The sequence below is a fragment of the Cryomorpha ignava genome, from assembly GCF_010686655.1.
In the GTDB taxonomy this organism is placed as follows: domain Bacteria; phylum Bacteroidota; class Bacteroidia; order Flavobacteriales_D; family Cryomorphaceae; genus Cryomorpha; species Cryomorpha ignava.
Genome location: NZ_JAAGVY010000021.1, coordinates 23834 through 44403, shown reverse-complemented (window position 1 = coordinate 44403; position 20570 = coordinate 23834). Strand labels below are relative to the sequence as shown.

General features: G+C 42.0%; 8 protein-coding genes. 3 read left to right on the top strand and 5 right to left on the bottom strand.

The genetic code is table 11. The annotated features are described in order from the left end of the window. Positions 1–63: 63 nt before the first annotated feature. The 5 genes from G3O08_RS11730 to G3O08_RS11710 form a co-directional block, all read right to left on the bottom strand. Positions 64–2574 (bottom strand): T9SS type B sorting domain-containing protein, encoded by a 2511-nt coding sequence (locus G3O08_RS11730; protein WP_163285566.1) that lies wholly within the window; start codon positions 2572–2574, stop codon positions 64–66. Positions 2575–2787: 213 nt separating this feature from the next. Then, positions 2788–3438, bottom strand: coding sequence for a SanA/YdcF family protein (locus tag G3O08_RS11725; protein ID WP_239541180.1), 651 nt, complete (start codon positions 3436–3438; stop codon positions 2788–2790). A 207-nt stretch (positions 3439–3645) separates the two neighbouring features. Continuing rightward, entirely contained in the window at positions 3646–5964 is a 2319-nt protein-coding gene (gene pbpC, locus G3O08_RS11720) for a penicillin-binding protein 1C (protein WP_163285565.1), read from the bottom strand. Between the two features lie 9 nt (positions 5965–5973). Beyond that, complete coding sequence (locus G3O08_RS11715) at positions 5974–6141, bottom strand: hypothetical protein (RefSeq protein WP_163285564.1); 168 nt, start codon at positions 6139–6141, stop codon at positions 5974–5976. A 293-nt stretch (positions 6142–6434) separates the two neighbouring features. Then, positions 6435–11960 (bottom strand): alpha-2-macroglobulin family protein, encoded by a 5526-nt coding sequence (locus G3O08_RS11710; RefSeq protein ID WP_163285563.1) that lies wholly within the window; start codon positions 11958–11960, stop codon positions 6435–6437. Positions 11961–12583: 623 nt separating this feature from the next. Between G3O08_RS11710 and G3O08_RS11705 the strand changes: the two genes are divergently transcribed. The 3 genes from G3O08_RS11705 (at position 12584) to G3O08_RS11695 (ending at position 19881) form a co-directional block, all read left to right on the top strand. Then, complete coding sequence (locus G3O08_RS11705; RefSeq protein WP_163285562.1) at positions 12584–17032, top strand: alkaline phosphatase PhoX; 4449 nt, start codon at positions 12584–12586, stop codon at positions 17030–17032. 107 nt (positions 17033–17139) lie between these two features. After that, positions 17140–18969, top strand: coding sequence for a cytochrome-c peroxidase (locus G3O08_RS11700; protein WP_163285561.1), 1830 nt, complete (start codon positions 17140–17142; stop codon positions 18967–18969). Between the two features lie 3 nt (positions 18970–18972). Beyond that, a complete protein-coding gene (locus tag G3O08_RS11695; RefSeq protein ID WP_163285560.1) occupies positions 18973–19881 on the top strand; it encodes a leucine-rich repeat domain-containing protein in 909 nt (302 codons plus the stop codon). Positions 19882–20570 lie beyond the last annotated feature (689 nt).

Below are 20570 nucleotides of genomic sequence, written 5' to 3'. Positions count from 1 at the left end.
GCCAAGCTTTGCGACTCATTCTCGAGACTCGCGACTAGAGACTCGCGACTAACTGACTCGCGACTATTTCATCACCTCAATAGTCCCCGTAAAGGATTCCTTCGTTTCTTTGTAAATGAATTCGATCGTCTGGAAATAGGTACCTGTTTTTGCTTCGCTGTCATTCCCATAAGTTCCCGGCCACACAAAGGCAGGGTCTTGAGTCGTAAAGACTTCCTTGCCCCAGCGATCCCAAACCATTGCTTTGAAACCTAGCAAGCATGGATCATCCTTATTCTCGATTGTCCACATGTCGTTTCGTCCATCACCATTTGGCGTAATAATATTTGCAATGGGTTCGATAATTCCTTTTGTAGGTGTTGTAACCAGAATATTTACCGATACTGAAACTGCATTCAATTTCTGGCAACTTGAGGACAAGAGAGCGAAAACAACTTCATACGGTGTGTCTAAAACATCAGCGCAAGCTGGAGCCCAGGTGAATTTTCCAACTGAGGTCTCAGTAATTCCCTGTGTTTCAAATGTTGGAGAAGTCTGTAAAGCACTGTTTACCGATCCCGCATATTGGAGCAAGAGGGTGTCATACGGATCAGGGTCAGAACCTAAAACGTCAATATCAACGGGCTCATCGCCAATGTAATATTCATAATATGCACCATCAGAAGGCATGCTTATTGACGCCGAATTTTCTGGGGGCAGTGTAAGGAATATTTCAACCGTATAGTCTACAACCTTCGCAGTTTTACAGCTATTGGCAGTAGCCTGAAATGTAATTACGTAAGGCTCCGGGCGTACATCCCTGCAGCTCGGCGTCCAATCTATCTGGCCTTGCACGATTGAATTTCCGAAAAGACTATCAGATATGGTAGCCGCACTTCGCGGAAGGGAGAAAATAGGTGAAGATGCAGTAACATTTAAGGTATCGAAATAATTAGCATCGGTTACTATAATAGGAATTGAGAGTGAACTGGCTGAATAAAATTCAAAATAAATTTGCTGTGCCGGCTGTGCAAAAACCGTCGGTTCATCGTCTTGAACGATAACAAAAATCGGCACCGAAAAAGTGGTTGTATCATTCACTTCGCAGTTGGTGGCTACTACCTGAAAATCTACGAAATATGGTTCGTCGCGCACATCGGCGCAAGCCACATCCCAGCAAAATGGCAGAGATATTTGACCCTGATCATTGCCAAAAGGCTCTATCGTTACCTCATCGCGTAAAAACAGATCTGAACTGGCTATCACGTTAAGTGAATCCGCTATGTTTGGATCAATGAATTGAAAATCAAAACAATGGGTAGATGGGTCGTAAAGATCGATAATCGCTGCTCCCGGCCCATTTGGCGTAGAAGGCTGCGCTAATTGGGTAGGTTCATCTACTGCGAGAATTACATTGATGTAAATGTCTTGGGTAGTAACGAGCACTTCATTGGCACAGCCTCGGCTAAAGGCTGTAAAGGTTACCAAATAAGGCTCATCTTGCACATTCGTGCAGATTGGCGACCAGCAAAACTCACCGGTTACAGTAGAAAAACTATCTACAGGAGGGAATAATGCGCCAGGTTCAACGCTGCCATCAAAAAGTTCGCCGCCGGCTTCCAGAAACAAAGTATCTCCCAAATTAGGATCGGTTGCTGTAATGTCTATACAAAACACCGTATTGGCATAAACATCGAAAATCGTATCATTGTTTGGTGTGGTTATTTCGGATGGCATATCCATTGCGCAGATTGTGCTGGCCAGCTGTAACTCGCGTCGAATTTCTCCGATTTTTATACCATCGCGGTATTCTTCAACTTTTACGGCTACAGTAAATATACCAAGTTGGGTAGGCTGAGCAGTTACTAGTCCGGTTACCGGATTTATAGTCATTGGCACGGCACCTCCTACCTGATTGTCGGTAGAGAAGCCGGCAGCCCATGGAACCTGCGCAAAAGGCTTGGCAGAAGCTATAGCTGGGTTGGCATTAAAGTCATCGGTAGAACCTCTAAGAGGTTCAGTTAAACTGTAAACAAGCGAATCGTCATCTGCATCGAATGCACCAAAATCAATAAAGTTATTTCCATTAATGCAAAAATAGGCGTCGGTGGGAAAAGGATTAAAAAGGGGACTTGAATTTTCAAGAGCAGGATCGGGCACATCTACGGTGAAAACAAAACCTAAATTAAATCCGGCAAGATTATTTGATGCATTGTTTCTACAGCAACGCTCTTTTGTTAGGTAGTATCCATTTGGATTGTCGGGTAAAGTAAAAACAGCGGAATAATTACCCACTTGCAGGCAGATATCCGGTACAAAGCAAGAATTCCCAAGTTCTGCTTCATAGTCTGTAAAACCGATAAAAGTAAAATCCAGATCGGTGAAGTGTTCGTCGGTCAGCAAGTCCCTTACCGTTATTATCACATTCTGATCCAGTTCTGCTCCACTCGAATTGCAGTCGCGGTAAAGTGTGAGCAGGCCTTCAAAAGTATTTCCGTCTACATGCTGTATACTAAAATCGCCACCGGTTATATGTTCAGCTTTCAATTGATAAGAAAAACTAAGAGCGAGTATTATCGTTATCCATTTAATCATATTAAATCTTGTTCTAAATTCAGGAGGCGAAAGATGGTTAAAATATCTTAAACCAAGGCCATTGATGATTAGAAATATGCATCTACCATTTAGTGACCTTTAAGCCAGCGCGCTACAGATTGGTTTCATGAGCTGACTCATTGTCACGTATAAAACACTAAAAAGTTCTATCACCACAATCCGTTACTTACTCAGCGATCACCTCGTTAAAACTTAAAAATTAATTCGGATTTTTTCACCCAAAAACTTGGGTTCTGTGTTTAGAAAATGGATATCTAATATGGTCTTTACACGCGCCAGAAACTCGCGAGCTTGTGTTTTGAGACCATAAGATCGCGTTACATCCTGGGCATTAAAGCCGATAGCCTTAATACCCTTGTGGTAGGCAATGTACAAAGCGCGCTCATTGTGAAAGGATTGCGAGACAACCGTTATACTTGTTTGCGAAAATATTTCTTTAGATCGCACCACTGAATCGAGCGTGCGAAAACCTGCGAAGTCGAGGTAAATGAGCGATGCCGGAACGCCCATTTTTACCAGGTCGGCCTTCATTGTGCTTGGCTCATCGTAGTATCTTGTGGCATTGTCGCCACTGCAAATAATCGCTTTTACCTTTCCGGCTTTAAACAATTTTACGGCGGCCTCCATTCGGTATCGATAATAAAGATTCCTACCGCCATTTTTACGGTATTTTGCAGTGCCAAGTAAAAGAGCAACATCGCTTTCGGGAATTTCTGTGACTGATGTATAACAATCTTTAGATTCATTGCTCACCAGTTTATTCGAAATCAAAATAAGCATCAGGCCGGCAATAAATAGCGGCAGCAACACGAATTTCAGTATTTTCCCAATCTTTTTTTTCAATCTTCTTAGAGTTTGTCAATTATTCCCTGCGGTCATGAGATCGCTAGGCTTAGTTCACTCGCGTGTCTGGTTCAAAAAGTTCAAGAGCCCATACGGGCGCCCTGTGGTTGCAAGGCTTGCGAAGTCGCTTGAAACCGCAGTTTACTCTTGTAAATGAGGATTTCAAGCGGCGAGCGTAACGCAGCTATTGGACTTTATGGACAGACACTACTTGGTCTCTACTTTAATGTTTGTAATTAGCGTTTCTCCGGTATTATCTACCATCAGCAGGCGATATGAACCGGTAGGCACCTGTATCTCCATTTGATGAAAACCTGAAGTCACTCCAATATATTCATCATTTATATGCCAGTAAATTACGGCATTTGGCCGCGTATGTGCTGCTTTTAACACAATTTTTTCTTTTTCACCGCCTAATTCTCTCGGAATGAATACACTCGATTCTTCACGTGGGTAAATCATACGCATCACATTTCCAGATTTTTGGGGATTGCAATCCGCCTTCCAGTCTGGCAATCTCGTGTAATCTGCATTGTATCGCTGATAATACCAGGCTTCGAGCGGAGGCAGCAAAAACCATGATTTCGTATGAATTTTAGACTGGGGATAGCAATCAGTATTTACTCTATATTCTTCATTTTCATCTACGTGTACCCATTCGCAATAGTTGCACGCCGGAGTTTCAAGACAAGTTTTTGGTATTTGCTCGCTCCGTATATCAGCACAAATATTAGATGCACGCATTCCACTGCGCGCGCACATATTGGCCAGAGCAAATTCAGCTGTGGGTTGCATAAACCACCGTGTATCTGGAAGGATGTTAAAAATATCGAACATTACAGGTGCGGCAGCATTCAGCCCCGTAATCCCCGGACGGCCTTCACCACTGGCATTTCCCACCCAAACGCCTACCGTGTATTTGGCAGTAATGCCCACCGCCCAAGCATCTCTAAAACCATAGCTTGTCCCAGTTTTCCAGGCTATTTTTTCAGATCCGCCAAAAACTTCCCAGCTTGCACGTTCATCCGGTCGGGTTACCATAGCCATCGCGTCGGCAGTGGAATAGCAGGCACCGGCATCTATAGAATATTTTGGCAATGTATCTCGCTGGTTTAGGCTGTAGCCAATAGAAATAAAAGGCGGGTGCGATGGATATCGGTTTAACGTATTTCCCATCATCCGGTATGCGTTTACCAAATCCCAGAGGGTAACTTCTGCACCACCCAATATCAAACTTAATCCGTAATGCCCAGGGCTTTTAGTAATTGTCGTAAATCCAATTTCATTCAGCGTTTTATGAAAATTTGGAATACCATAATCGCGCAGCATTCTCACCGCAGGAATATTAAGCGACCTGGCGAGTGCTTCTTCAGCAGGCACTGCGCCGCTATACGATTCATCGTAGTTTTTTGGCGAAAATCCAGAGTATTGAGTTGGAATATCGGGTACGAGCTGACGGGGTGTCAGAACGCCGCTTTCTATCATGGCGCCAAAAAGAAAAGGCTTGAGAATAGATCCCGAACTTCGAGGAGTCATAATCATGTCATTAGCCGTTCCATCATTGTCTTCAAAAGGTTTCCCATTGCCTACATAAGCGAGTATTTCGCCTGTTTCTGTGTCTGAAATCAGGAGAGCCCCATTGTTAATGTGATTTCTGCGCAGGTCGTCAAGTCGCCGATTCAGAATATCTGTGGCATCGTTTTGCAATCTGCTTTTTATGGTCAATTCAATGCGCTGACCATCTTTTGTTTTAGCGGCTGTGGCGAGAAGATGCCGTGCATTTTCAGGTAGTGGAAGGGGAGTGGACGGCAAATCTTCGAGCAGCGCGAGGCTGTAATCTTCGTCGCTAATAATCTCATTTTCGCGCAAATCTTTGAGTAATCCATTTCGCTTTCGCAAAAGCTCTGCGGGATTTCGTCCCGGATAGATCATTCCCGGCGCATTTGGCAATACAGCAAGCACGGCACTTTCTGACCACGACAGGGCATAAGCAGGCTTATTAAAATACCGCCAGGCTGCCGCATCAAGGCCTACTACATTTCCACCAAACGGAGCATTGGATGCATATAAATTGAGAATTTCATCTTTAGAATAGCGCCATTCTGCTCGCGTTGCCCAGCTGATTTCAATTAGTTTTTGCCATATCGATCTGGGTTTAGGACTTCTCGACATCCGCATGATCTGCATTGTAATTGTGCTGGCTCCGCTCACTACGCCACCACGATTTACATTCTGCCATGCAGCGCGCAACATAGCTCCAGGGCTTATGCCCGGGTGACTGTAAAAACCGCCGTCTTCATAAGTTGTAATGCAGGCTGCAAATTTCACGGGAACAGTATCCGTTTCCGGAAATCGCCACTGTCCATCATCGGCAATTCGCGCACCAATCAACTGTCCGGTTCTATCGAGCACGATGGTGCTCAAAGGTTTATCAAATAAATTCGCCGGAAGGCAAAACAACCACCATATGCCAATTGCCAAAAAAATGGCGGCCAAGGCAATGCTTATTCTGCGGCGAACGGACATGAATTTACACTAATCCACTTTTGATTTTATAATAAAATAGATGGCCAAAATGACTACTGCCCACACCACAAACCCGATTACTGCTTGCATCAATTGCAGTACTGCACCTGCTACAAGCCCAACGGCTGCTATAATTCCTACGATGACCAGGATGGTAATTATTGCTCCTTTTCCCATTTTTTTGAATTGATTTAATAATTTGTTGCGTTAATTTCCAAAAATACAATTAGATATCACATTCGGCATAAGCTTTTGCAAATGGGTTCAAAATTCAAATAAGTCAAACCCCTAAGTTTATTCCAAAAATTAAAATATTTCGTTAAAGACCTGCCAGGTTTTCAAACTTAGCGTAGCGATCTCTTGAACGACATAGTCCTCACGAATACCAAAAAAAGAATAGTAATCATGATTAATTCCTTAAAAAATAGACACGAATGAATAAACCTGGAAGGTCTCAATCACAATCCTAATCACTTAACCACCTCAATCCATTTACCCGGCTCAATAGCAATAATAGACTCATCATACATGGCATGGCACTTTATAGCTGGCATATAAAAACGTCCCTGATACGTAGCATTCAACCGTATTTTAAACTTTATTCTATCGCCAGTTCCCAAATCAAAATACGACAGTACGCTATCGTCACGAATATCCTGATAAGTAGGAGTTGCACCGCTTGCATCGTTGGCATCACTCATGCGCGGGTTCAGAATTTCCCAACCTGATGGGAAAATTTGAGTCAGCGCCATTTCCTGATATCGACCGCGAGTTCCAGGGTTAATAATGGTAACATCTGCAATAAAATCGATGCCCATTTTCAGTTTTGAAACATCAATCGGGTTGTGATTTGCGTCCAGATATTTTATCTCCATCCGCAAATTGCTCGCTATTCGCGCTTCCTTGCCTTCTATCGGCTTGCCCGAAATCAGCAAACGCGCAAACATATTTTCATTTGAGTTATTCTGCGCTGTGACATTCCCTTTCTCACCATTCACAGTAAGGATTTCCTGAATCAAATCTTTGCCGGTATTTATTTCCTTTGGTTTCCCGTTTCCGGAAATGGTGGTTTTCAAGCCGCTATCTTTCGTATTGCCCATGTATAAGGCGAGTGCCCCAAGGCTGTACGCCACAGTTTGGGTGCTGTACCAGCGGTCGCTGCCCATGCGCTCTGCAATGTGGCGTGCCACCATAGCTGCATCTGTTTTCATATTAAGGGCCACCAGTGTTTGAAGTACAAAGCCTTCATCCCGCAAGCCCGAGCCATAAGAATAGGATAGCTCGGTATAGTTTGGAATATCGCGAACCTGGCCTTCTACGAGATTTTTGGCTACTTCGGGCTGGCCGGCAGTAGTGTATGCCAAAGCCAACATCCATCGCGCTGAAATATTGAGCGTTGATTGTGCCTTGAGCACATTCATAGAACCATAATCAGGCTCTCCGGCCAATGCGAGCGTAAAAAGTCGGTAAGACTGAATGCGCTGCTCATAATCGCGGCTTCTGTACTCATTGCTGTTCCATTTGCGTGAAGCAGATTTCTGATACTTTATCCATTGCGCTTTAAGTCCGGCGGGTAGGGCATACCCCTGCTTTTCGGCTTCGAGCATAAAGTGTCCGGCATAGTTAGTACCCCAATCATTTTCGCTTCTCGCACCGGGCCAATAGGATAATCCGCCGCCGGGCCGCTGAAAATTGCGGTAAGCCCGAAGTACAACTTTTACATTGTCCTCAATTTCAATCTTTTGGCTGCTTGATAAGTCAATCATCTTGCCCAGATATATTTGCGGGAAAACACCTGAAGTAATCTGCTCAATACATCCATGTGGATACTGAATCAGAAACTCCAATCGTTTTTCAAGATTTAACGCAGGTAGTTTAGAGAGCTCTATCACTGCCTTATTGGTTTCATCTACCCCGAAAAGAGCGTAATTGGCATTCCATGTTTCTCCGGGAGCAATTACAGTATCGCGCACTGTGGTGTAGAGTGGATTAGAAGCTCTAACATCAATCTCTACTTCATACCGAGACACTTCTTTTCCGCTTTTGGCTTCGATGCTGATCTTTCCAATTCCCGTTTTACGAGAAGTGGTTAAATCAAAAAATACCAGATCGTCGCCGGTTTTATCAAAGTGCAATTTTTGGGTTTTATTTCCCGTAAGGGTCACCAAATCATTGGTTGTTACAGTTACGGTTACATCTTTTATCTGATCTTCCATTGCAAAGACATTTACCGGAAGGGAAACGCGCTCATTGGGGCCCAAAACCCGTGGAAGCGTGCCCAGCACCATCACCGGGCTGCGAACCGGAACTTCTTTCTCTGCATTTCCATAGGCTTTATCGCGACCGGCCACAACCATTATGCGCACCGCGCCAATGTAGTTTGGAATTGAAATTTCGTGATTGGCTGTTTTTCCGGCTTCGAGGTTGAAAGGGCCGAGAAATCGCACCACCGGTTTAAAGCGAATTGCCTTTTGCTTGCCCGGATCTACAGCTTCCTCGTCACCACCAATGCTCAATACATTTCCATCGCCATCGGCCAAAGCGCCAATAACCTCATCGTACATATCCCAGGTTTGCACACCAAGTGCCTCGCGAGCGTAAAAAGCATCCCACGGATTGGGCGTTTTAAAACGGGTTAAGCCGAGCAATCCTTCATCAACAACAGCAAGGGTGTAAGTCATTGGTTTGCCATCTGTTTCTTTTACTCCAATTTTTGCAGTTGTTTCGGGGCGCAGTACTTCAGCCGCAATAATCTCGGGTTTTAAGCGCGATTGCGGATTTTCTACGGGAATGGGAATCACTCCATACATCCGTATAGGCCGGTCGTTCACCGTTTGTGAATGGGGTTGAAGCAAACTGATATGCGCAAAAACATTTGGCGACATGGCAGCTGTGGTTGTAAATTCAAACTTGGTTTCGCCCGCCTTGGTTTCAACCCAGTATTTCTCTAAAATCTTTGTTCCGTTTTCAATGCAAATAAGTGCGCGACCAATTTCAGGACTCGGAAAGGTGAGTTTTACGCTTTCGCCAACATTGTAATTGTCTTTATCGCTGCTAAAACCAAGAATGGTTGCCGCTTCGCTATTTGTTCTGTTTGCACGCATCCAATACGGCCAGTCGAAATAAACAAACTGTGCCGAAGTATGTCCGCTTACCGGGTCTTCAATATGAATCAAATAGCGCCCCCAGCTGCGCTCCGGAATCGTGATATTATATGTTCCACGACCCTTGGTAAGGGCCACTTTTTCTGATCTTATCTCTTGGTAATAGCTACTATTCAGGTAATTGTATGTGTTTCCGTTGTAGCTGTCATACCACCAATAGTTATCTATTCGAAATACTTTTACAAGCAGTTCTTTTCTGTCGGTTGGTTTTCCTTTCGCATCAACAGATACCAGCTTGATCTCATGTTCCTGATCGGTTTCAAGTGCATTTCCCCACATATTGCTTTCGGGAAGTTCCATACCCGCAAAACTGTTGTATGGAGCGTAATTGATGCTGTGATAATCAACGCTGAAATTGCCGCCCGGCTCATAAACTTTTGTACTGAAAGACGCTTTGAGCATTCCGGGAGCATTTTGGGTTTTGTCGCCCATATCTATATTCAGATTGGCTTTCCCTTCGGCATTTAGTTTCCCATCAAATATCTCTGTAGATTCTGTACTAAAACCTTCGCGAATATTATTGTCAAAATGATATTTTTCAAATCCCTTAATGGTTGTTTTCATTCCTCGGAGAGACATGGTAACATCTGCCGTAAGGTTTGAAGCTGTTGCTCCGTGCAGCCATTTGGCTTCCAGCACTCCTTTTAGATTTTTGGCGTTGGCCTGCACATCGTCAAATTCAAAACTGATTTTTAACCGATTGGGCTTAACGGTTTCAATTTTTATACTCTTGTTAAATGATCTGTTACCCACAGAAATATTCATCCGGTAGTCTCCGGTTGGTGCTTCGCTATTTGTCGCCGTTCTAAAATCGTAAAATCCATTTACACTTTTGGTTTTCACAATTCGGGTTACGAGTTGCCCCAGTGGATTGTAAAGTTCCATTTCTACGGGGTGTGCCTTTGGCAATATCTGTTCGGTATCTTCAAGTATAAAGTTGAGATACAGCGAGTCGCCCGGTCGCCAAACCCCGCGCTCACCGTAAATAAATCCTTTTATTCCATCCTGAACGTGCTGACCGGCCACATCAAATTTTGATAGCGAAAGCGCATTGCCCTGGTTGATTTTTAGGTAAGCCTTATCGTTTGTGCTGGAGGCAACAATTGCAAAAGGCTCTCTGATACATTTAATGTTGGCAAATCCGTTTTCGTCGCTAAGCGTTTCAGCAATTAGCTGCTGCTGATAATCATACACTTTAATGGTTGCCGCCTGAAATGGGGTAGTGGTTCGCAAATCGTTTACCACTACAAGTAGGTTCTTGTCGCCACCCATTTTCGCCGTGAGGCCAATATTGGTGGCCATTATCACGCGTTTTGAGCTCGTGGTGTAGCGATTGTAATAGGCGGCATTGCATGGGTTTTCCTGCTCTTCCCAGTTATATTGGTAGTTTTTCCAATAATCATCTATAAAATAAGTTCCATCGCTAATCCAACCCTGATTGCCGGTATTCAGATTGTCGGTTTCTTTTCCGGAATCATTTTCATCGCAATTATATACGGCATCTTTTTGCTTAAAGCGAATGTCAACTTCGTAAAGCGCACCTGGATCGACTTTTATAACTTCCGAAAGATCTACGTAATATCGATTCCACGAATACAGATCGGCACCTCCGGCTTGTCGCAAATTAATGTGCTTGCGGTAAATATGGCGGCCCACACGGTTTAGATAATAGCTTTCGCCCATTTCGGCCGATTGGAGATACTGCAATATATTATTCGAAAATATTTTTGTGATGTAAACGTCAACACCTTCCAGCGAGACAGCTTCAAACGGGAAAACGAGACCTTGCTTCTGCGTTGGAATAATAGATTTATCACCAATCAATCTCACAGCAGGTTTTTCAAGTTCAAAAGCAATGGATGCCGAATATTCTTTGCCCATGCTTTTGTCGGCCACATTTTTAATAGCTCCATTAATGCGAAGCAGTTTATGGCCGTTTACCTTTGATTGCGGATAGATTTTCAAGGCATTTCCATCAATTAGATATTTGAGGCTTTCAACATCTTCGACACTCACAATCGCATCGAGTTTCTGATCTGAAAGCGGATCTGAAAAGAACACTGTAACAGCCTGCTCTGCGCCCCGATCTACTTTTACATTCATGACTTCAAAATCGCTAAGCGAAGGAATTTCTATGGTCTTTTCACCCGCATCTTCTTTCTCATTCCCGCCAAGCGACCACAGTATTTTCACTTTTGAACGCTCATCGCCACGCACAATATTCTCTACTGTAAAAGCAAAGATTCTGTCAGATTCAGAAATCAATGTAAATCCCAGGTCTTTGTCGCCCTGCTTTACCGAAATGGCTTTTTTTATTTGTTCTGTTTCAATGATATCTGCAGTGTGAATTTTTCCTTTCAGCATCACCCGCGTAAGATCAGTAGGAGAGTAGGCATCAAGCCCATCAACATACACGCTCATATCCTGCTTGATGGTTTGAAACTGAAATTTGAATGTCTTCATATCTTTCGGCACATCCATCAGTGTCGATAAGTCGAGCTTTCCGAGATAGTTGGTATTGCCCGGAAGCTTTTCGTTGGGTAAAAACTTCAATGTCGATTCATTAAGCCATATCGCTTTTCCTTCAATTTTGGGTTCAAATGAAAACAGGTTGTCAGGTAGCGCATCATCGGCACTCATGCTGCCACTATAAGGCTGTGCTAGTTGAATCAAAATGGGATCATTGGAAGAAATCACCCCGGATGTATAAGCAAATATAAACTCTCCAAAAGCGGGATTGGTTTCAATTTTCTCTTCAGGGTCGGAGCAACCAACCAGATAAATTGACAAAAAGGCGACGAGAGAAATTCGGATGAAGCGGGCAGCTGACATAGATAATCTGTTGTTAAGGTGTGCACTGTGTGCAGCCCACTAAAGTACACTACACAGTTAAGATCTCAACTTTCAAAACAGAATTTTATCAGCTGGTTATAAACTTGATTGGTATGCAATGACTTGCATTATAAATCAAACTTTATAAATGGTCGATTTAGTATACAAGCATTGGAAATTTGAATTTTTTGGGGATATTGAAATGTTGTGCTATGGTCAGTAGCGTATGAATTTTCGTTTCCTTGAAAACGATGCGGGGGCAATTATACTTTCACCTCACACCATTTGCCCAATTTCAGAAAGGCGTTTCAATTCAGGGTTAATATTAACCCAACTTTACACAACCCTGATGCGGTTGATTCTAAACATTAACATTCCAGACGATTGAAGCACAAGCCGGTAAAGCTTTTTGATAATACAATATTATTTCTCTATTAAATATCACCGGGCATCTCTAAGTACCAATAGTCGATTCTAACTGGTTGGTTTTTAGATGTCAGGGAAATTTATCCAGCGAGTTTTGATTTATTGAATAGCTAACAAAAGCTTAAATTTCTATTTCGGTTAAACCCTAATTTTCTCCAGAGTTTTGCGGCACTAAATCAAACACAAAAACCAATTTCATGAAAAAGCTTAACTCTTTTCTGTTGTTTGGATCGATACTCCTTCTGGGACTCTCGGCGAAAGCACAGCTAACACAAACAGTCGAATTTCCTATTACTTCGGGAAACGATGACGTAGAACAGGGACTGTTTACCGGCGAAATGTACCGCACCAGTTCTGACATTGAAGTAACTAAAGACGGATCTTTTGAACAATTAATCGGGCTCCGTTTTGCAGGGATTGACATTCCTGCTATAGCGACAATTAATAACGCCTACATTCAGGTTGTGGTTGATGAGTCAAATACTACAGGAGATGTAAATGCAGCAATCGTTCTTGAAAATACAGGTGATGCCGCATCTTATGGCAGCGGAGCATACAACGTTTTAAATCGTGACTACTATTACGGTGACACCGTAATTTGGAATTTTGGACCATTTGCACAGGTTAACGACGCCGGAGAAGACCAGCAATCACCAGATCTTGCTGTGCTTATCACAGAAGCTATTTCGCATGATAACTGGACTGCAGGAAACGCCATCGCTTTCGCTTTGGTAGATCCACTTTATATAGAGGTACCCGGATATGCCGGTAATGGCGACAACAAACGCGTATTTAAAACATACGACAATGACCCGACTGTAGCGGCAAGATTAGTAATAGATTACACCCTTCCGGAAATGTATTTCCCGGGTTCTTTTCCTGTTGCTGCAGGTAGTTCTTGGTTATACAATGACAATGGAGTTGATCTTGCTGGCGAAAGCTGGACAGCTATTGACTATCCTGCCGGAGATGACTGGGATTATGGCGATGCTAAACTTGGATACGGTGAAGCCGATGTTGTTACCGAATTGAGTTTTGGTGACGATGCTGAAAACAAATATCCTACCTACTACTTACGCCACATATTCGAAGTTGAAAACTCTGCTTCTATTGATTCTCTGGTATTTGATGTACTGAGAGACGATGGAGCTATTGTTTATGTAAACGGCGTGGAAGCATTTAGAATGAACATGCCCGAAGGCGAAGTTTCATATAATACGTTTGCAAGCGAAACTGTAAATGGGTCTGATGAGTCTGCTTACTTTACAATAAATACGGCTAACCTTCTTCAAGACGGAACAAACGTAATTGCTGTAGAGCTTCACCAAGCTTCAGCTTCAAGTTCTGATCTTGGTTTTAACATAGCTGTAAATTTCCTTGAAGTGCCTTACACAGCTGCGCAGTACCCACTTCCAGCCGGCTCTGGTTGGAATTACCTTGACAATGGTTCTGACTTAGGTTCAGAAGACTGGACAAACATCAGCTTTGACGATTACCTTTGGAATCAGGGCAATGGCCCTCTTGGATACGGTGACGATGTTGAAACAGTGGTTTCTTTTGGCCCTGATGCCGACAACAAGTATATCACAACTTACTTCCGTAGAAGTATAAATGTAGATATGACAAGCGTTGTGGATTCAGTAGTTATCGGACTAAGAAGAGACGATGGTGCAATAATCTATATCAATGGTGTAGAAGTTGTTCGCGATAACATGCCGGAAGGAGAGATAGATTACCTTACTTTTTCTTCCACTACAGTTTCTGGGAACGCGGAAGATACATACTTCTATCACATTCTTAGTAGCGATATATTCGTAGATGGCGAAAATCAAATTGCTGTAGAACTGCACAACAGAGATGGTCAAAGTTCTGACCTTGGTTTTGATATGTACATTCAAAACTTACCAGAGGTTAACCCTCCGGCAGATTGCACTACAGATCACATTGGTTGCTTTACCTCAATTGATCCAACCGCACAAACTCCTAACTTAATTCTCCCGGAAGGACACCGCTTTCAAATGATCTTGAAGCAAGGTACTCCTCATACAATTGGTGAGGGTAACATTGGTGGAAACCATGATTTTACTGGTTATATAGGTTTAGATGGTAGCAGCACGATTGGTCATCTTTCGGTAAATCATGAAACATCTCCGGGTGGCGTTACCATTGCTGACTTACATTACAACGAAGAGACGTTACTTTGGGAAGTAGATAGTACACAAGCAGTTGATTTTTATAATGATGATCTTGTGAGTACTATCAGAAACTGTTCTGGTGGTCTTACTCCTTGGGGAACAATAATTACTGCTGAAGAAAACACAAGCGGTGGCGACTCTAATGAAGATGGATACCAGGATATTGGTTGGTTGGTTGAAATAGACCCTATTACGGCTGAAGTTCTTGACTACGAAAATGATGGCGTTCAGGATAAACTATGGGCAATGGGTAGAATGAACCATGAGAATGTTGTAGTTGCTGATGACATGATTCGCGCCTTTTACGGTGAAGATGGTGGTACACAATGTGTATACAAATTTGTAGCCGATGAGCCTGGTAATCTTAGTGCAGGAACAGTTTATGTGCTTAGCCTTAATCAAGAATTGGTAAGTGGCGATCCATCTGGAACTGCTGGTCTTTGGATTCAGGTGCCAAATGATACGCCTGAAGAAAGAAACAACATTCGCAACACAGCTGCTGCTCTTGGTGGTACAAATTTTAATGGTGTTGAAGATTGTGAGATCAGTCCAATTGATGGTAAAATTTACTTCACTTCAAAAGGAAATGGCAGAACATACCGATTCACCGATGGTGACAATGGCGTAACAGGTTTCGAAACTTTTGTAGGTGGTAGAGCTTATGATATCGAAACGGCAAATGGAATTGTTTCTGAAAATTGGGGTGGTGGTAACGATAATCTCACCTTTGATAATCAAGGAAATCTTTGGGTACAGCAGGATGGTGGTTTGAACTACATCTGGGTAGTTCGTCCTGACCACAGTCAGATTTATCCGAATGTTGAGCTTTTCGCTTCAGTTCCAAATGGTTCTGAGCCTACAGGTTTAACTTTCTCACCTGATAATAAGTTTGGTTTCTTCTCCGTGCAGCACCCAAGTGGCTCGAATACGCCACAGATAGATGCTACAGGAAATGAAGTGAGTTTTAACGCTTCAGCTACAGTAATTTTCGCTTTGAGCAGCTTCCTTGGCGCTGAAGATTTGTGTTTAGCATACGGCGGATCAATTGCTTTTGGCGATGGAGAAGATCAAACAGTAGTTTTAGTAAATGATGAAGTAGAAAGCAACGTAACGGTTCAATTTGATATAATGCCAACAGATGACGTGGCAGGAACATGGGTTGTAACTGATACAGAGGGTAATATATTGGGTCTTCCTGCAACTATTGCAGATGTAGAAGCTATCAACTTTGACGATGCCGGTGCAGGCTCTTGCCTAATTTGGTTCTTGAGTTTTGATGCTGAGAGCAGCAATGTTGCAGATTTGGCTGCGGCTTTCGCCAATGGTGAAAATGTAAACGCAAACGAGCTTTCGGGTTGTTTTGATCTTTCTGAATCTATTACAGTTATTCGCGAAAGCGCATCAGTAATTGACTGTGATAACTACGCTATTTATCTGGCAGATGTTGATCACGACAGTATTTCTACTATCTATGAAGTAACTCTTGATGCAGTTGAAACTTCAGCTTCTCTTGAAGCCATTCAAACGGTAGATTACGAAGTGCACATCGCATTTAATGAAAATGACAAACTCCTTTACCTTGTGAGGTCTCAAGGTGGTTCTTACAGAACATTAAATGTAATGAGCGGCAATGGTGAATTGAGTGAAGAAGTTGCTTTGAGCACCCCACTTACAAAAGTTACCGCTGCTGTTTTTACCGAAGATGGATCGCTTTTGATAGGTGATACGGATAGCGGAATCATTACTTCTGTAAATGTTGCAACCGGTGAGCGATCGCCTTATGCTACTGCAAATGTATCTGGTGGTGATATTAGCTTTGGATTAGATGGTACCCTTTACCTTGCTTCAAGAAGCTTTGGTGGTAAGCTTTACCAAATCAATGCGAACGGAATAAATACAGTTCTGGGATCTGTTTCATATAAAGTTATGGGAATGGCTACGATGTCAAACGGCAACCTTCTTGTTGCATCACGCGATGCGGGAAGCCTGGTTGCATATGGAACTGATGGTATTGCTACAGGTCTTGAGTTTAACCTAAGTCTTGATGGTGCTCCATTTAGCATATACAATGGTGACTTGGGTGCAGGATGTACTGACCTTGAGGAGCGCTTTAACAGTGTTGCAGATGAAGTTTCGCATTTAGTTGGTGCTGAAGATGAAGAAGTATCTTTCATTGAGATTACTGATTCTCAAGACGTTATCACTGCCTTCCCTAATCCAACAGAGGGTGAATTGAAAATTATCTTCAAGACGGCTTCTACTGTTTTTACAACTGTTCAGGTAGTTGATATGAATGGAAGAGTTGTTGAAACACTTTTTAATCAATTGTCTGAAAAAGATGTTGAAAACAGGGTAGATTTTAATGGTTTAAACCTTCCAAACGGTGTTTATATCTACCGAATGGTTACTGAAAATGAAACGATCATTGACAAGTTCGTAATTGCTCGCTAGCATGTGCGCTTGCCTTTTCAATTAAATATTTCACACCCCACGCCTAATTTACGGGCGTGGGGTTTGGATTTTTCAGATTATAAAACTTTCAACTAAAAAATAAGCCAATGCAATTTAAAACCAATAAAGGAGGCGTAATACTGCTGATTGCTGTTGTTGTTATTTCTGCGCTTCTTTCATCTTTCAACTTTACAACAGATAAGCGGTTGGTAGATCAATATTCTAATAATTTAGATAAATCATTTCTACAGCTTAAAAGAACAGCTGCTCAATACCGTGTTGGACAATCAACAGAGGCCAAGCTTGTAAAAGCTATAAATGAAGCGCGGAATGAGTATAAGCGTGTTGAGTTTATACTTAATTACTACTATCCAGATTATACAGAGTCTAACCTAAATGGGGCGCCACTTTTTCACATTTCACGTGAAGGGAGCAGAGCCAGTGTGCACCCGCCTGAAGGCTTGCAGTATTTAGATGAATTGATATATGATAATCCGGGTAAACATGCCATTGAAATAGACCAATTGGCGGGTAATCTTCAGAATGCTTTCGCGAAAGTAAAATCAGACTTAGATAGCAAATCAATACCCGAGGGAGAACTTATATCTGCAATGCGTCAGGAACTTATCGCTATTGTTACTCTGGGAATCACTGGTTTTGATACGCCGGGATCTTTACGTGGTATTGAAGAATCAAAATATGCACTCTTTTCACTTAAAACATTCTCAACAGATTACTTTGAAGAAGATAGTAAAGAGATAGTTCAGAGACTGCAAGGTGCTATGGCATATCTCGATAAAAATTCGGACTTTGAAACATTTGATCGACTTGTTTTTATAAGAGAACACATTGATCCGACATACGCCCTTTTAAGAGATCTGGCTTTTGACAGAGATATTTTATTGCAGGAAAATCACGGCGCGTGGAATCAAAATAGTTCAAGCATTTTTGCAAAAGATTTTTTAGATCCGTATTACTTTACCGAGCTTACCAGAAAAGATGATTCTCCCGAAATAAAACTATTGGGGAAGAAACTATTTTATGACGCATCTCTAAGCACTTCTGGAAGCTTAAGTTGCGGAAGTTGCCATAAGCCCGAGCTCGCTTTTACAGATGGTGCAGCAAAATCAGTGAGCAATGTAGAGGGAAAAACGGTGCAGCGAAACGCGCCGACCCTTCTAAATGCAGTATATGCCGACCGGTACTTCTACGATCTACGTGCTTTTACCCTGGAGCAGCAAGCAGAGCATGTTATTTTTAATGAGGAAGAGTTTGATTCGGCTTACAGCCAGATAATAGAAAGCTTGAAAGCTGATAAAACGTATAAATCACTTTTTAAAACGGCTTTTAAATCGGCGGATCTTACACGCGAAAGGTTGATTAGATCACTCACGTCTTATGTCCTTTCCCTGCAATCTTTTAACAGCCCATTTGACAAGTATATGAGAAAAGAATCGGAACTGCTCTCGGCAGAAGCAAAAAATGGATTCAACCTTTTCATGGGAAAGGCTGCTTGCGGTACCTGTCATTTTGCTCCTACTTTTTCTGGTTTAGTACCTCCACATTTTCAGAAAACCGAAAGTGAGATTTTAGGTGTTATGCAAAAGCCCAATCAGAAAGTTATTGATCCCGATAACGGAAGAAACAACAATGGAATTAATAATGAGGAAGCGTGGATTTACAATAAATCTTTTAAAACAGTAACTGTAAGAAATATTGAACTTACTGCACCCTATTTTCACAATGGCGCATACGGAACTTTAAATGAAGTAATTGAATTTTATGAAAATGGAGGAGCTTACGGTGTTGGATTTTCTGAGTCAGACTTGCCCAATCAAACCCTTTCTGGAGATCATTTAAACCTTACCGAAAGTGAGAAAAAAAACATCATTACCTTCCTCAAATCACTTACCGACAACACTGCCGCAACTTACTAAATTATGAAATCACTTCGTTATTTACTCGCATTTGTTTCAGTTTCTGTTTCAACATATGCTGTTTCTCAGTTTGCAAATCCCATCAAAGAGCCCGTGTACTATAGCGTGCAAGATGCTTTGGGAAAAGATACAGAGGCGAAGGTTCTCAATTTGCGACAGCAGGGAATCTTCTCAATAGATAAGGATATTACCAATCTTGAAAACCTGACTTTCCTCAACTTGATGAAGAATAATTTTGAATTTTGGGATCCATCGATTTTCGAAATGCAGAATCTTGAAATTCTCAATTTAAGTGAAAATGCGCTTACGTATATCCCTGCCAATATTGCCAGCCTCAAAAAACTCGAAAAGCTGGATCTGGCTATGAATCAGATCAAGCAATTGCCCCCCGCATTTGGCAATATGGAGAATTTGAAATATCTGCACATGTCATCAAATTACTTGACGAGTATATTTCCACAAATTGGTGAGTGTTCTAATCTTGAGGTTCTTGAAGTGCAAAATAACCATTTAAGCAGTCTTCCATTTTCGCTATCAAACCTAAGGAATCTCAAAACACTGAATATTGGAAGCAATCAATTTAAGGAATTCAACCTGCCTCCGGTTAAGAGTCTAACAGGGCTTAACTTAGAGAACAATCAACTTAGACAATTATCGGGGAGTATTGGCAAATATAAGAAACTGGAAACGCTTATTTTATCCAACAATGAGCTTGAAAACGTTCCGGAAGAACTTTGCAAACTTAAAAAATTGAAAATGCTAATAATCAGTGGGAATAAACTGGTGAGTCTACCCGAAGACATATGCAATTTAAAAGAACTGAGAACGCTTATTGCGGTAGACAATCATTTTAGTGAAAGCGAAAAAGAACGAATCAAGGCTGAACTACCTGATTGTAAGATTTATTTTTGAGAAACCTGTAAATAAATTATGGGGGTAGACTTTTATGATTTTTGGCTAATCACAGAATGTTCTGAATGTGAGCTTCTGCCGCACACATTTTGACTCCGCATTTCGACAAGCTCAATAACCACTCAATACAACGCAATATCGCTCCTTGAAAAGCCTTAATGTAGGGATGCATAAAAAAGCTTTTTAAGGAATAAAATTAAATGCGTATCGGCGACTTTACCAGTAAACTATATCCCCAACTTATATTAACCGGTCTTGTCATCATTTTTGCAAAAAAAAAGCAAAAATGCCGCCAAGACCTAAATTCATCCAAATCATGACCCAGGGTTTCGTTTCACTACACCCTGGGCTATTAAATATCAGCCCTACAGGCTTTTAACAGCTTCGCTGTTTTGTGTGACCTAATATTTTGTAGGGAAATACCAAAATAATAAACTTCTAATGAATCAAGCTAAATCACTTTAGGCATAAATCTTTAGTTTAAGAAGCCAACTGGTAAAGTTCCTGATACGCATATAAAATTAATCAATTCGGATGATGTGTGCGGTGGCGCCCTTTAGGGGTTGCGCGCGAGAAAGCATTGATGTACAGCAACTTAAAATTTCAGAATCACCTTGCAATAAATACTTCCAATAATGAAACCTCACACTTAAACCTTGCAGCTTAAGGCTTAAAGCTAAAAGCTAACA